The organism is Marinobacter alkalisoli (genome assembly GCF_045449855.1).
Taxonomy (GTDB): Bacteria; Pseudomonadota; Gammaproteobacteria; order Pseudomonadales; family Oleiphilaceae; genus Marinobacter.
The window spans coordinates 132,544-147,347 of record NZ_JBJJLC010000048.1 but is presented as its reverse complement, the minus strand read 5'-3'; the positions used below and the strand labels follow the sequence as shown (position 1 = coordinate 147,347).

The 14,804-nt window shown below is 50.7% G+C and carries 13 protein-coding genes; 5 read left to right on the top strand and 8 right to left on the bottom strand.

Annotated features, from left to right (window positions below):
- Positions 1 to 38 precede the first annotated feature (38 nt).
- Both ACJO5Y_RS18000 and ACJO5Y_RS17995 read right to left on the bottom strand, forming a co-directional pair.
- Positions 39 to 494, bottom strand: a complete 456-nt coding sequence (locus ACJO5Y_RS18000; RefSeq protein ID WP_406989145.1) for a MaoC family dehydratase — start codon at positions 492 to 494, stop codon at positions 39 to 41.
- Between the two features lie 24 nt (positions 495 to 518).
- Positions 519 to 1,661, bottom strand: coding sequence for an acyl-CoA dehydrogenase family protein (locus ACJO5Y_RS17995; RefSeq protein WP_406989144.1), 1,143 nt, complete (start codon positions 1,659 to 1,661; stop codon positions 519 to 521).
- A gap of 358 nt (positions 1,662 to 2,019) precedes the next feature.
- On the opposite strand from ACJO5Y_RS17995, the gene ACJO5Y_RS17990 reads away from it, so the two are divergent.
- Complete coding sequence (locus ACJO5Y_RS17990) at positions 2,020 to 2,556, top strand: MarR family winged helix-turn-helix transcriptional regulator (RefSeq protein WP_406989142.1); 537 nt, start codon at positions 2,020 to 2,022, stop codon at positions 2,554 to 2,556.
- Between the two features lie 216 nt (positions 2,557 to 2,772).
- Here ACJO5Y_RS17990 and ACJO5Y_RS17985 read toward each other — a convergent pair whose 3' ends face one another.
- The 3 genes from ACJO5Y_RS17985 to ACJO5Y_RS17975 are packed head-to-tail and all read right to left on the bottom strand — an operon-like array spanning position 2,773 to position 6,251.
- Complete coding sequence (locus ACJO5Y_RS17985; RefSeq protein WP_406989141.1) at positions 2,773 to 3,678, bottom strand: acyl-CoA dehydratase activase; 906 nt, start codon at positions 3,676 to 3,678, stop codon at positions 2,773 to 2,775.
- A 48-nt stretch (positions 3,679 to 3,726) separates the two neighbouring features.
- The gene (locus ACJO5Y_RS17980) at positions 3,727 to 5,070 is read right to left on the bottom strand and encodes a 2-hydroxyacyl-CoA dehydratase subunit D (protein ID WP_406989140.1); all 1,344 of its coding nucleotides are present in this window, start codon (positions 5,068 to 5,070) and stop codon (positions 3,727 to 3,729) included.
- Positions 5,070 to 6,251, bottom strand: coding sequence for a 2-hydroxyacyl-CoA dehydratase subunit D (locus tag ACJO5Y_RS17975; protein WP_406989139.1), 1,182 nt, complete (start codon positions 6,249 to 6,251; stop codon positions 5,070 to 5,072). Before ACJO5Y_RS17975 ends, ACJO5Y_RS17980 begins: the two co-directional genes overlap by 1 nt.
- A 561-nt stretch (positions 6,252 to 6,812) precedes the next feature.
- On the opposite strand from ACJO5Y_RS17975, the gene ACJO5Y_RS17970 reads away from it, so the two are divergent.
- Genes ACJO5Y_RS17970 through ACJO5Y_RS17960 form a run of 3 tightly spaced genes read left to right on the top strand, consistent with a single transcriptional unit; the run spans position 6,813 to position 10,016 of the window.
- Complete coding sequence (locus ACJO5Y_RS17970) at positions 6,813 to 7,994, top strand: CaiB/BaiF CoA transferase family protein (RefSeq protein WP_406989138.1); 1,182 nt, start codon at positions 6,813 to 6,815, stop codon at positions 7,992 to 7,994.
- Between the two features lie 37 nt (positions 7,995 to 8,031).
- A complete protein-coding gene (locus ACJO5Y_RS17965; protein WP_406989136.1) occupies positions 8,032 to 9,156 on the top strand; it encodes an acyl-CoA dehydrogenase family protein in 1,125 nt (374 codons plus the stop codon).
- Positions 9,157 to 9,185: 29 nt separating this feature from the next.
- Complete coding sequence (locus ACJO5Y_RS17960; RefSeq protein WP_406989134.1) at positions 9,186 to 10,016, top strand: enoyl-CoA hydratase family protein; 831 nt, start codon at positions 9,186 to 9,188, stop codon at positions 10,014 to 10,016.
- On the opposite strand, the gene ACJO5Y_RS17955 is transcribed toward ACJO5Y_RS17960, so the two are convergent.
- From ACJO5Y_RS17955 to ACJO5Y_RS17945, 3 genes are all read right to left on the bottom strand, one after another.
- Positions 10,017 to 10,658 carry a TetR/AcrR family transcriptional regulator gene (locus tag ACJO5Y_RS17955; protein WP_406989133.1) on the bottom strand — a complete coding sequence of 214 codons (642 nt, stop codon included), beginning with the start codon at positions 10,656 to 10,658 and terminating at the stop codon, positions 10,017 to 10,019. It abuts the gene before it with no gap.
- A 180-nt stretch (positions 10,659 to 10,838) separates the two neighbouring features.
- Positions 10,839 to 11,666, bottom strand: a complete 828-nt coding sequence (locus tag ACJO5Y_RS17950) for an SDR family NAD(P)-dependent oxidoreductase (protein WP_406989131.1) — start codon at positions 11,664 to 11,666, stop codon at positions 10,839 to 10,841.
- A gap of 25 nt (positions 11,667 to 11,691) precedes the next feature.
- Positions 11,692 to 12,357: a transglutaminase-like domain-containing protein gene (locus ACJO5Y_RS17945; protein ID WP_406989129.1), complete on the bottom strand. Its 666-nt coding sequence runs from the start codon at positions 12,355 to 12,357 to the stop codon at positions 11,692 to 11,694.
- Positions 12,358 to 12,624: 267 nt separating this feature from the next.
- Here ACJO5Y_RS17945 and ACJO5Y_RS17940 point away from each other — a divergent pair, with 267 nt between their 5' ends.
- Complete coding sequence (locus ACJO5Y_RS17940; protein WP_406989128.1) at positions 12,625 to 14,568, top strand: AMP-binding protein; 1,944 nt, start codon at positions 12,625 to 12,627, stop codon at positions 14,566 to 14,568.
- Positions 14,569 to 14,804: the final 236 nt, after the last annotated feature.

Genomic DNA, 14,804 nt, shown 5'->3' with positions numbered 1-14,804 from the left:
ACCGCATAGTCGGTTGATTTCAGTAAAGGCGTTATACCTCAGCTGCTTTCAGTACAGATCATGAGAGCTTGTCGTTTACATCGACAGACCACTTCGCCCTTCTGGTTAAACCCTTCGTGCATGAATGTAACAATTCCCGCGTTTCTCTTGGATTTACTTTTTCGGGTATCGACGACAGTTGTTACAGACTTGATTGTATCGCCGGTAAAGACCGGATTTGGGAAAGTGACATCACTGAACCCAAGGTTGGCAATGGTTGTTCCGAGTGTGGTGTCCTGAACGCTGACACCAACTACAAGTCCGAGAGTAAAAACCGAGTTGACCAGAGGTTTTCCGAATTCAGTTTTCGCACAATAGTCAGCATCGATATGAATCTGGGCAGGGTTGTAGGTTGCCGCGCAAAACCAACTGTTATCCGACTCGGTAACGGTTTTCCTCACCTCATGTTCAAAGACGTCATTGACGTTTAGTTGTTCAAAATATCGACCTGCCATCAGAAGTCTCCGGGAGTCATTGGGTTAAAGATATCTTGAAATCAGTTCTCGCATGATTTCAGACGTGCCACCATAAATGCGCTGTACTCGGGCATCGTTGAACAGGCGACTGATTTCGTATTCCTTCATGAATCCATAGCCACCGAAAAATTGCAGGCACTGATCAACAAGCCTGCCCTGCAACTCACTGCACCAAAGTTTTGCAATTGAGGCATTCGCTGGGGTGAGCTCCCCAAGCTCATGTTGTTTGATGCATTGATCTACAAATGCCCATCCCACAGCGAGGTCTGCTTTCAGGTCCGCCATTTTGTGGCTGTTAGCCTGGAATTTAAGAATCGGTTTTCCAAAAGCCGTGCGCTCTTCCATATAGTTGCGGGTGATATCAAAGGCATGCTGGGCTGCGCCGATGGAGGCAACAGCGATTGTGAGCCGTTCCTGGGGGAGTTCTGACATCAAGGCACCGAAACCGCTACCTTCAGAGCCAAGTAGATTCGATGCCGGAACCTCCAGATCAGAGAAGAAAAGCTCGGATGTGTCGGCGGAATGGTGGCCAATCTTGTCAAGGTTTCGGCCGCGTTCGAAACCACGCCTTGTGCTTTCCACCAGTATTAGGCTCACTCCCGCAGCTCCGGCCTCTTCTCCGGTCCTCGCAACAACGATCACGAGATCCGCATGTTGGCCGTTGGAGATAAAGGTCTTTGAGCCGTTGATGATGTAGTTGTCTCCCTCGCGTTTGGCTCGGGTTTTTATAGCTTGCAGGTCACTACCCGTCCCGGGTTCTGTCATGGCGATGGCGCACACGGTCTCACCGGAGACCATTTCGGGAAGCCAGGTTCTTTTCTGCTCTTCGGAGCCATAGCTCAACAAATAACCCGTGCATACATCACTGTGGACAGAAAAGTTGTTCACCGGACCGATGAATCCTTCACCGGTAAACTCTTCGATCACCATAGTGTTGTACTTGAAACTACATCCGGGGCCGCCATATTCTTCCGGTACCTGAGGGCACAGCAAACCAGCGGCTCCGGCTTTTTCCCAAAGCTCACGGCTTACGATGCCCTGCTCTTCCCAGCCCTGGAAAAAAGGCCTGACTTCTTTCTGTATGAATCCCTGCACGCTGCTACGGAACATTGAGTGCTCATTGGTTTCTTCAGTAAATCTGCCCATGCTGCCTGCCTCTCGTAGATATCAGGTGTGGAGTTACCTGTAATAAGCAATGGATCAATGATAATATGCAGAAGTATGATATGCAACCATACTATAGTTATGTGAGGTCGGCGGTCCCAATTAGAATGGTGATGGATACTTTAGCCTGCTGCACCTCCAAGCAGTCTGAGTGGTTGGCAGAAATTGCGGGGGCTTGTCTGCAGCAGGTTGAGGGGGCATTTAATCGAAATTGACTCTGTTACAATAAGGTCGCTTTGGATACCATATTGAAACTTACCTTGCTTAAGGCACTCGATTCGCTTGCGCTAACACCGTCTTAAGGAATGTCGGGAATGAGGATGTACGGAGAGTTACGTCAATGAAGGAAATATCAGAAGCAAACCTGGAGCTGGCTGCAGCGAATGCCAAAGCGGGCAAGAAAAATAGCCGGAGAGCCAATGTGAAGGACGATCGGAACTGGGAGTACCATTTAGGTTTTCTGATGCATGATGTCTCACGTTTACGTCGGACGGTGTTTGACAATTTCATGCGCCCACTTGGCGTCACTCGTTCGCAATGGTGGGTGCTAGCTTATCTCTCTCGCCACGACGGTATGGTTCAGAGTGATTTGGCTAACCTGCTGGAATTGGGTAAAGCCGCCTTGGGTGGGCTTGTGGACAGGCTTGAATCCTCGGAACTGATTGTCAGGCGCCCAGATAGTGAGGATCGCCGGGTTAAACGGGTGTTCCTAACCAGTAAAGGAAAGCAGGTTATCAAGGAAATGGCTGCAATGAGCCATGATATGAGTGAGCGCATTCTAGAGGGGCTTGATCATGACCAAAGAATTCAGCTATGCGAGATGCTGGAAACGGTTAAAAGCAACCTGGTTTCTATTAAGTCTCAAGAAGAGGGATAGGTATGATTTTTGGGCCAGTCAGTCTCAGCGGAAACGGGCTATCGTCGGAGCACCTTTGCCATTAGCAAGGTGGTGGTGATTGGCCTACGGTCATTTAGTCTACGCCCATCCGAGCAAGCAATTGTCTGGGCCCCCCGCGATTCGCATGGCACACCCCAGCCTCAAACGGAGACCATTTCAAAGGCCTCGGGGCTGAGTATATTTTGTGAGCAAGGTTCAAGAAGTGCATTTCATGCAATCTGGCACGCTTCGATTCTTCGGTTGAAACGCGGCTTCCACCTTCTTCTCCAGTGTTTCAATTTTTGCGGTGTCATATTCAGTGATCTGGCGGCCGGTTGAGAGCTCCAGCGCTAATAGTGCAGCACCATAGGCACCCATTATTTGCGGGTCCTTGGGTACTTGAATTTTTTGCTTAAGTGCCTTCTCCAAAAAATGCACTGCCGCCGGGTTTTTCGCTACACCACCGGTCATGATAATGGTGCTGCGCTTACCCACTTGCGCGACTAGACCTAGAGCTCTCTGGGCAATAGCGCTGTGCACTGAGGCTGCAACGTCGGCGGGATTTCTGCCTTCTGCAAGCAGTGAAATAATTTCAGTTTCTGCAAAAGTTGCGCACATGCTGCTCACTTCCAGGTCTTTGCTACCCTGCATTGCGAGCGCGCCGACCTCGGCAATGTCACACTCAAGTGCCCGAGCTAGGACTTCATAAAAACGACCTGTGCCGCTTGCGCACCGGTCATTCATAGCAAAGTTGTCTACTAGGCCTTGTCCGTCTAGCGCGATGACTTTACTGTCTTGGCCGCCGATATCTATAACTAGCTCTGCTTCGGGGAACATCGCTGCCACGCCTCTAGCGTGGCAGGTGATTTCGGTAAAGGTGCGGCCAACTCCTTGCACCAATCGCCGACCATAACCTGTGCCAATGATATAGCTGAGGTCTTGGTTGCCGATGCCTGCGCTCTCAAGGGCGCTTTCCACCGCCTGTTCCATACCTCGCTGGCTCACCGCTCCCATTTGTACAATGCAGGCGCTAAGCACCTTGGCATTGTCGTCCAGTATCACTGTCTTGGCGGTGGTGGAGCCCAGGTCGACCCCCATAAAATACGCGGTACTTGTGCTCATAATGGATTCCTTTTTTCTGCAGCGGATCTCACGGGGACACTTGAAAGCTCAGTTCGAGGCGATAAAGTTGCGAGACCGGCGCACATCAATGGCTTCTAACATGGCCTCCAAGCGGCTTTCCAGCAGTTCGCCTTTGTAAAAAGATTCATCGGCAACATCACCTTCAAAGAAGATCGATGGTATGCCCATTTCTTTTTTCATGGCTCGAGCCAGCATTTGCTGAGGTCCAGTAAATGCGCGACAGGTGCGAGTAGAATGAAAGACAATACCGTCCAGCCCGTAAAAGTCGCAGTCATTTTTGGTGAAGTTTTTGATGGTCTGAAAGCCATGATTGGTGGGGCACAGCAAGTAGTGCTGAGCCATACCGCGTATTGGGTCATCAGTATCGATTAATTGAGGCTCCTGCCAGAAGGGTTTGTGGGTGTAGCGCCCGGCGACAACGGCCACGTTGCGCTCGGCAAAGAGTTTGGCAAGGGTGCCCAGTTTGTTCCAATTCATGATACCGTCAAAGTACAGTCGGTACTTTTCGTCTTTAATTGCGCTTTCACCATTGGCAATACGCTGGGCAACTTCCTCGCGGATCTTGCTGAAATATTCAACCAGCTCAGGCCCTGCGGGTAAAAAGTTGATATGAGCAACACTGGCAATCCAATCCCAGAACGTGGCGGGCGCGGGCATGTTGGCGCACATGGCCATGGCTTCCCGACGGATTTCCGCTGCTTGTTTAATGTAGGTCATAGCTTCGCGCAGGGCCTCCCAGTCAAAGGGTCGACCGGTTTGTGCTTCGATAAAATCGATCAGTTTGTAGAGTTGGTCGGCAACATAGTCAGAGGCTTCTTCCCACTCCTTGCCTTTCAGATAGCCGGCGTCAGCGCCATTGCCCCAAAGAAACGGCAGTGACACGTTAAATATAGGCGTATCTTTGCCGAGCAACCGGTGAGTCATGTCATCCCATTGCTGGCCGGTACTGCAGCCGGCATAGCAGTTAACAATAAAGTTGGGCATAGGCAAGCGACTTGCCAAGTCGTCCCGGTCAGCGTTGTCAACAATTCCTTTGTCAAACTTTTCTCTGGCCTGCCTGGCCAATAAAGCTGTGCCTAAATGTGTGCGGGCGTATGAACATAGCTCGCCAACATAACCATATTCTTGGGCGGCCAGTTGGGCAGACTTCTCCAGTTTTTGCGCAGAAAGGCGGGCGGCGAAGGCCTCGCCGTGCGCCCATTCAAGCCCTGCAGCCTGAAAAATGGGGTTTAATGCTGCGCCGTTATACCAGACCACCTGGGCATTACGCTCATTGGCGGTAAAGATACGGTCCCAGTAATCACTGATCATGTTCCGCCCGGCGTCGTTGCTTTTTAGGCGGTTCACGCTGCTTTGTGTCGCGCTGCTCATTATGCTGACTCCTGTGTAGTCTGGCGAGTGGGCGATTTGCGGCGAATCCGCTCGATCGTGGCCTCTACTCGCGTGCGCAAAGTTTCCACTGGTATACCTTCGTGTTCGGTTTCGATGAGTAGGTGGGGTATGTTTTGGGCTTCTAATGCTTTGCGTAGCTCCGGGTAGTAAAACATATGGGCTTCGCAGAATTTGGCCATCATCACGATAACGCCTTCGGCTCCGCTGTTGTTCAGAGCGTTGATAAGGTATTCGTCCCAGTTCACCGTTTTTTGAACGCGAGTGGGACAGGGGATGTTTTCGTTTCGATCAAAGTACCAGCCCGCCAACGCGGCTCTGGGGGCTAGCGATTCTTTGACATCGGTAGATATATAACGGGAACCGGTATAAAGGTCGTCATCGACAATGACTGCACCGCATTCTTCCAGTAGATCAAATAGCTCTACTCTTGGTGCGTGACAGAAGTGGCCGGAGAGGTGCAGGCGTATGCGGTTGTCCCGGGGCTTGCTGGCAGCTTCCGCCAGCACAGTCTCCAGCAAAGCGGTGTGTTCGTCTTTATCCATAATCATGCTGGATACAATCATCGTCTGCAGTTCTGCGGGGGAGAATTGGGCGTCGCCATTTCGGCGCGCCTCAAACATCTGTCTCAGAAGTTGACGATTTCTGTTATTAGACTGGATGCAGCTTGTTAGGGCTTCGTCGCTGATACTTGTGCCGGTGATTCGTTCCGCTTCGGCGATAAAGGCATGGATTTTTTTCTGTACTTGCTCTTTGGTCCACGAGTCGTCCATTGCAGCAATCAGATGCTCAAAATACACCGGTTTGTCTGACAGCATCTCTCTAACCACATCCACAGCCCCCAATAGCTGAATACAGTGATCGGCATTCATGAAGGCGTCAAAAACATCCAGCTGGCCCTTCATGGCTTGGTCGGCAATGCTGCGGGTATAGCCGCAGTAAAACTCTGCAAGAATCGTATTGCCTTCAGAAATGGGCTCTCGACTGTCCTGAATGATGACCGGCAAGGCGCCAGTGGCGGCAATAATTTCCACGGGAAAATTCATAGGGAAGATGCCAATAACGAGCTGTTTGTGCCGCGCTTTCCACTCGGCCAGGTATTCATCGGGGTGCTGCGCGACATTCTTCATCACCTGAAACGCTTCTACGCTGCTTATACTCATGATTGCGGTGCTCTCGATTTGCAAAACAGCTCAGTGAGCGGTCATGACTTAGCATTTTTGCTCGGAGTGCTGTTTTTTTGTCCATGTTTGTGACCAAGGCGCTTTTGATGCGGCTGCCTTTTATGCCTCCAATACTAAGTGAGTTCAACTCAATGAGTCAAGCTCACTTACTTCGATATTCTTAGAGAGGAGGAATCAAGGGTTAGCGACTGTCCAAGCTTCGGGATGCACTTTAGTATTTGGCAGCTTACTTATCGGCGAAAAAATATGTTTACGACAATCGATAGTCACTCATGCCGTCTTTTTCTATTGACTAAGTGAGTTAGGCTCACTAGTCTTGTCTTTTATCGGGGCTTGATAGCCACCCAGTGTCTTCATAACGCAGAGGCGTGCATACATTGGGTAGAAAGTCTGCCGGTTGTCGTAGAGCAGCGTTGGCTAGTTCGCTATGAACGACAGTTGGACCGCCGGTGGAGGTAAGTTTCTGGAAGTACTTTCCTGAGCGATCAGGGTCGATTTTGTCGGTCGCTTCTGATCGCTATTGTCGTTAGTGGTCAGGGAATGCTTAGTCTGTTAATCAAAGTTGGAGCGGTTGATGTGGGCGTGTTGACTGGAGTTTGTGTTGTTGAAATGGCTGGGATAGGGCCAGGTCCCTTTTGCGGCATGTTGCTGGCTGACATGGGTGCTGACGTCATTCGGGTAGACAGGATTGACCAGGTAGATCGCGGCATTAATTTTCCATCTAAGTTTGATCTCCTTAACCGGAATAAACGCTCCATCGCCATTGACCTCAAGTCCAGGCAGGGACTGGAGACGGTCCATGAATTGGTAAAGAAAGCTGATGTTCTTATAGAAGGATTCAGGCCAGGTGCTATGGAAAAGTTGGGGCTTGGACCGGACGTATGTCTAAGCCTGAATCCAAAACTTGCCTATGGTCGCATGACTGGCTGGGGGCAGGATGGGGCAATGAGCAAAGCGGCAGGGCATGATCTTAACTTCATTGCCCTCACGGGTGTGCTGGATTCCATCGGTAAACGTGACGACTCTCCCACCATACCACTTAACCTGATAGGGGACTTCGGCGGTGGGGCTCTTTACCTTGCCCTGGGGTTACTGGCTGCCGTCATTGAAGCGCGAAGTTCGGGTGAGGGGCAGGTGGTGGATGCCGCGATTGTTGACGGCGTATCCAGCCTTATGACCATGCAATATGCGCTGAAGCAGATGGGGCAGTGGTCCGGTAGTCGTGGCACGAATCTTATCGATGGCGGTGCCCCTTTCTACAACGTATATGAAACCAGTGACGGGCTTTATGTATCCATTGCTCCAGTTGAAGGGCGATTCTATGGTGAAATGCTAAATCGCCTTGGGCTAGGAGATGAAGAGCTTCCAAAGCAGAACGATCCCAAGGGGTGGCAAAAGCTGAACTCCCGCTTTGCCGAAGTTTTCAAATCTCGGACCCGTGACGAATGGTGTCAACTGCTTCTAGGGACGGATGCCTGCTTCGCACCAGTACTTACAACCGATGAGTACATCTCTCATCCCCATAGCGTCGAACGTGAGGCGTTTGTCGAGATTGATGGTGTCACAAATCCTTCCCCAGCTCCCAGGTTCAGTCGGACTCCTTCAAAGGTTATTCGCGTACCGCCGAAAACTGGCCGGGATACGACCGAAGTTTTAAAGGATTGGGGAATTACTGACGAGCGAGTTGCTGAACTTAGAGCTCAAGGCGTAATCAATAAATGATCTTGAGCTGATGCTGTTCTCTAGTGAGGAAGGAGTTATGTCAGAAATGACAATCCATGAAGAATTCAGGAGACAGGTCCGGCGTCTGGCTGAGTCCGAAATCCGCCCGTATGCTGCGGTGGTGGATGATGATGGCCAGTTCCCCGATAAATCTGTTACTGCTTTTAAGAGTATGGAACTCAATGGCCTGCCTTTCCCAGAGCAACTCGGCGGCTCCGACGCCGACCTGTTATTGCAAGTCATTGCCGTCGAAGAGGTTGCACGAGTTTGCGGCTCATCTGCTTTGGTTTTGCTTATTCCCTGGGCAGCAATAACACCACTGGCCTGGTTTGGTAGTGAACAGCTCAAGCAGCAGATTATTCCTGAGATAGTGAGTGGGAATAGTGGCGCCAGTTTTTGCCTTACGGAACCTGGGGGTGGCTCTGACTTGCCCGGTTTGAAAACCAATGCCAAAAAAGTTGATGGCGGCTGGTTGCTCAATGGACAAAAACGCTTTATATCTAACGTAGGGTGGTCGAGCTGGTACGCAGTGTTAGCTCGCATATCTGAGCGGGAGTTTGGTGTGTTTATGGTGCACCGTGACGATCCGGGTTTCTCTATCGGGAAGCTGGAACGGAAGATGGGTATGCGCGGCAGCCCCACCGCTGACATTATGCTTGAAGACTGCCTCATTCCCGAAGGCAGAGTAGTCGGTGACCCTGGAAAGGGTTATGAATACATGATGCAGACACTGACTTACACCCGTCCTCTGGTTTCAGCACAGGCCCTAGGTCTTGCACAAGGGGCGCTGGAAGAGGCAATCAGCTATACCTCGGAGCGAAGCCAGTTCGGAACGAAGGTTTCGAGATTTCAGATGATCAGAGGCATGGTTGCTGATATGGCGATTGCCGTGGAGTCGTCCCGGTCAATGCTTTATCGGGCAGTAGAAGCCGCTGGGGATAATGATGATCGTGCGCGGGCTTTTGCGTCGATGGCGAAAACCTTCTGCTCTGATACCGCGATGTCTGTTACCACGGATGCGGTTCAGCTTCTTGGGGGGTATGGCTACATGAAAGATTATCCGGTTGAACGCATGATGCGGGATGCCAAGGTGTCACAGATCTGGGAAGGGACTAACCAGATCCAGAGATTGCTGGTGGCAAAGTATATGTATCAGGATTGATGTGAGAGCACACTATGAACGGATTTTCGATGGCCGAACAAAAGAAGCCTTTTCAGGGATACAGAGCGAGCCATTTTAAATGGGACTGCTCAGAAGATGGTCGGGTTGGCGTCATTACGTTGAGTCGACCGGAAAAGAAAAACGCTTTGAACATCTCCGTTATTGCCGAATTGACTCAGTTGTTTGACGGGCTAAGTCAGGCGAATGATGTTCGGGCAGTTATTATTACAGGGGATAACGGTGACTTCTGTTCTGGAGGTGACCTTTTCGAGGTGGTTGAACCTCTGACGAAAATGGGGGCTGCGGAGTTACTGGATTTTACACGCATGATGGGGAAGCTTGTTCGGGTTATGCGTCAGGCGCCACAGGTCATCATAGCCGCTATAGAAGGCGCTTGCGCAGGCGGTGGCGCTGCCATCGCCTTGGCTGCGGATCTTCGACTGGGGACACCCAATACCAAGACGGCATACCTGTTTAACCAGATTGGTTTATCCGGTGCCGATATGGGCGCCTGTGGTTTGTTACCGAGAATCATCGGGCAGGGGCGGGCGATGGAGCTGCTGATGACCGGTCGAGCAATGACGGCTGATGAAGGGCTAGCGTGGGGTTTCTTTAATGCGCTGTATGAATCTGATGAATTGGTTGAGCAGGCCCATGTGTTGGCACGAAGATTTGTCGACGGCCCATGGTTCGCCCATACTATGACGAAGTCGCTGGTGAATCAGGAGTGGACGATGAGCCTGGATGAGATTCTTGAGTCCGAAGCCAAATCGCAGGCCATATGTTTGGCAACGGGGGACTTTCAACGGGCATTCACTGCATTTTCCAACAAGGAAAGGCCCAGTTTCGAGGGTCACTGATCAGCGTTGGGCATCGGTTAATTCCGGCTTTGCCATACCTCGGAATATTACATTGGTGATGCCATCGGTGGTTTCGTCTACTGAGAAGTCGCCTTCATTTCTGAGATAGATCCAGGTTTGATGTTCTATACAGCCAAAGATCATATCCCGCAAAAGGCTGACAGACACGTCGTCACGGAAGACGCCTGTATCTATGGCCTCCTGAAGAACATCATTGATCTTGGCCGTGAAACGCTGATTCAGCCTATAGATTTTCATCTCTCGGTAGTTTGGGTCTGCTCTGAGTTCCATGAGAATAAAGCGCGTAAGCGAAGGTTCTTTACGGACTATAGAAAGGCTTTGCCAGATGAGTTGCCTCAGGCGCTCACGAATACTACCGTCGCGTGCTGTTGAAGCGTTTACTAGTCCGAGAATTTCCTCAAACCATTCCTCCGAAACTTTGATCAATAGTTCTCTGATACTACTGAAGTATTTGAAAATAGTTCCCTCGGATATCCCGCAACGCTCCGCCACCTCAGCTGTGATGACCTTTTGATAGCCTTTTTCAGCAAGTAACTGGCGAGTCACCGACATGATCTCTGTCGTGCGCTCTTCTGGAGTCAGCCGTGAACGGGTTTTCAATGGAAGCGTGGATTCAACCATGGGAATTCCGAATAACGAGTGCGTGTAGGGAGCGCCTAGGCCAGTTGCTGGAACTGATCAGGCGATACCAGTTAAGAGATATATTCTAACATGAAAGTCCGACTGGGCTCTGTGCTGTCCCTACATGTTCTATTGAAAGCATGGGGAAATTTACCCCCGTTCTTCCATCTGGTAGAACGACTACGCGGCCGAAATACCACCATTCACACTTATGGCTTGACCGGTGATCTTCGCACCTTGCGGACTGGCAAGAAATACAATCATGCTGGCAAGGTCTTCTGGTTGAACAACGCCAAGATGAGCCATGGACGCAGCCCGTTCGAAAATTCTCCAGCTGAAGGGGTCATTGCGGATACGGTCATACGTCATGGTGCCTTCGATGAGCGATGGCGTCAGCGCGTTCACCCTGATACCGGTCCGCTTCGCTTCAATCGCAAGCCCCCGTGAAAACATAATAATGCTTGCCATGGCCGCCCCGATGACGGATTCACCAGGTGTCGCCACCTTTCCTGCATCGGAAGCGATGTTCAAAATAACGCCGCCGTTACGTTCTCTCATTCCGGGCATAACAGCATGGCTCATAACGATGGGCCCGAGAGCCTGCTGGGTCAAAATGTCAGCAAGCTCTTCTCTGGGGATATCGTGGAACAGTTGTGGGCCGGCGGAACCGACAGTCGAGTTGATTAGGATATCGACGCTACCGAGCTCAGACGTCGCCTGCTCCACGGCCTTTTTAGCCTCGTTCGCATCATTGGCATTGGCAGAAATAAATGAAACCTTGATGTGGGGAAACTCCTGACCGATTTTTTCCTTCGCATTTTGTCCCCGTTCCTTGTTTCGTCCAATAAGACCAATTCTGGTCACTCCTACTGCGGCAAACTGTCTGGCGGTTTCAAACCCGACTCCGGAGGTGCCTCCTGTGATTAATACTGCGGCTTCATTTAGTTTCGGAACCCAGATTGCTTTTTTGTCACCCATTGTAAAATCCTGAATTTTGGTTGTTTGCAAGGTATTGTTTCCGGGATAGCTTTGGTTAGTGTGAGCCAGATGCTAAGTCGTCGGAAAATGAAGTGCTGCCTGCGAGATAATTTTTATCCAGCAAGCCTGGTGAAAACCGTTCCCACGTAGAGATAATTTGTTCGTATGGTACTCCGACGAACAGACCATGGTAGTTCAGGTATTCCATATGTCTCCGGTCGTTGTCGAACGAGTGAAAGATCGAGTCATTGCGCCCGTCGAACTCTAATGGTGTTAAACCGGTGCGTTCACATAGCTCACGATCAAATGCCGGTGTTGCTTTCACCCATTTATCAGTAATAAAAAGTTCGCAGTAGGCATGCCATCGGAAGACATCACCATTGCACGCCTCAATCATTCGTTTCGAGGCGAGGTGGTTCTTAACATCGGCGAAACCCAGACGGGCAGGAATGTTTTGTGCTCTAGCGCATGCGGTAAGTAGTGCGGCTTTTGGAATGCAGAAACCGCGCCCCCTTGTCAGGGTGTCTCTGGCAGAAAAGACACTCTCTTTTCTGAAGTCCTGGTATGGGTCGTAAGCGATACCATCACGCACAGCGTTATAAAGCCTTACGGCTATCTCAACGTCAGTCGTAGAGCCTGAAGCTGTCTTACGTGCGAACGCTATGATCTCGGACGTGTCGCTTTCAACCAGATGCGCTGGTTGGAGGTACGTTTCTTCCAAAACACATACTCCAAAATCGGTTCTCTACAGGATATCGATGGAGAAGAGAGGCCGAGGCCATTTCTTCTCCTTCTGATTGGCAAAAACAATCGAATCGCCTGTGTAAATAATTATCAATAAAGAAAACTCTGTTGAAAATATAGTACCATACGATATGCTAGTCAAGAAAGTCAGACGGATGTCTCCTGACGGGTCGAGCTAAGCCTTTGGAGCATCGTCAGTCATAGAAAACAAGAACCAGAGGGTATGGTTATGACGGATCCCAACATGAACACCGAGAACGTTTTCGCAGCGGCAACTAACGTGTGGTTGCCTGGCGGAGAACCCGGGCCAGGAAAAATTGCGAGGGCCAGATTGCAGACAGATGAGCATCGGAACGCGATACAGGCTTATCAGCCAGACCAGTTGCTGCCTGCACAGACCACATATGAGTGCATTCGCGCTGCTGCCGTTCTCGAGCCGTCGAAGCCGGCGATAGTCCAGCTGTTATCGGCGGATACGGGTGTCGCGCCCAGAGAAATTAGTTACAAGCGCCTGGTTGATTTAATCGAAAAGTCGGCCAACCTGTTCAATGAACTGTCCCAGGGGCAGCCTGTAGCGGTCGGTTTGATGTTGCCAATGGTTCCTGAAGCGCTGATTGGAACCTGGGCTGCCCAGACTGCAGGTATAGCATGTCCAATTAATCCCTACCTGGACGCTGACGTTGTTGTCAGCATTCTGAATGCAGCTTCGGCTACCGTTCTGGTGACTGGTACCTCTGCTTTTGGCCCGGGATGCTGGGATAAGTTGGAGGATATTCGTCGCCGTGTCCCCAGCCTGAGGAAAGTGTTGCTGGTGGACTCAATCGACGATAACAATGAGTTCATGAGAGCTGTGGAAGCTTCCGCGGGTGGTCGGCTCGAGTTTGAATCTGTCGCAGATACAAATGCCGATATCATGTATTTACCGACAGGAGGGACGACTGGAGCTCCCAAGCTCGTAAGAATGAATCATAGAGGGCAGCTATTGAATGCCTGGAGCGTTGGGGCAGTGATGGGTTCGGAGCAAGAAGGTGTTGTCGGTCACGCCATGCCAAATTTCCATGTGGGTGGGCTCGTTGTTGTGGCATTGCGAGCAATTATTTTTGGTCAGACACTAGTGACACTGACGACAGAAGGGTTCCGTAACCCGGGCGTTATCAAGCATTTTTGGAGCATTGCGAAACACTTCAAAATGACCTCCGTGCTTGCAACACCAACCACGGCATCTGCAATTTTGGCTGTTCCGGACTCGGATTCGGAAGGGCATTCAATTCACACATTCAACTGTGGTGCCAGCACGGTTCCGGTTGAGTTGATGCGGTCGTTTCACCGCCGCTTTGGGGTTTGGTTGCGAGAAGTGTGGGGGATGTCGGAAATTCACGGCGTCGTGACCGCCAATCGTCCTGATGGAAAAGAGCCCTCGGTTGGCTCTGTCGGTAAGTTTCTTCCTTATCACTCCGTTATGGCTGTTGAAGTGGATGACAGTAATAACTTTGTTCGGCAGTGCGCTCTTGGGGAGCGGGGCGTTTTGGCAATTAGTGGGCCGGGTATTACTCCAGGGTATGTTGACCCCTCCCTGGACAAAGATTTTTTTGTGAACGGTCTGCCGGATGGTGGACGCCTTGCGAATACCGGTGACCTCGGGACCGTGGATGATAACGGAAGTGTATGGATTTTTGGTCGCGCAAAGGATGTGATTATCCGGGGGGGGCATAATATAGACCCCAAGCTAGTGGAAGAGGTGCTTGCCGGTCACCCTGATGTATTGAGTGTTGCGGCAGTTGGCCGGCCTGATCCTGTAAAGGGTGAAATGCCCATTGCCTATGTTGAGTTGAAAGACGGCAGCATGGTGACTGCTGAAGACCTGCTGGAGCTGTGTCGGGAAAAAGTACAAGAACGTGCCGCAATACCTGCCGAGATCATTTTGCTCGAGAAGCTGCCATTAACTGCGGTTGGCAAGATCAATAAACCTGTGCTCCGCAAAGACGCGATGTGTCGAGTTTCAGAAAGTGTTGCGATGCAGGTCGTTGGCGCTTCTGGCCTCGTCAATGTGACATTGGATGAGAATGGTAAGCGTCCGAAGGTCTGTGTGCACATCCAGTTGAAGGAAGGTAATCCTTCCCATTTTGAAGCCGCTCTCAAGTCAGAGTTTGAAGGCTTCACTTACGATACGACAATCAGTATCCGTTAAGCACAACTGATCTGTATTGATTTTGGGGAGCCGCTGGCTCCCTTTTTTTGTCCTGAAGTGTGTCTCTATCAACCCAGGCTGAGTCGATACAAAAAAAAGATGCATCAATATGGAATGCCTGCATACGCTATGCTAGCATACGAAATAAGGAATGCATTTGTGTGTTCTTTGGCTCAGCCTTCAGGGCGTATCAGATTTGGCAACGCGTTCGCCCGACAGGCTCAAGGTACAAAAAC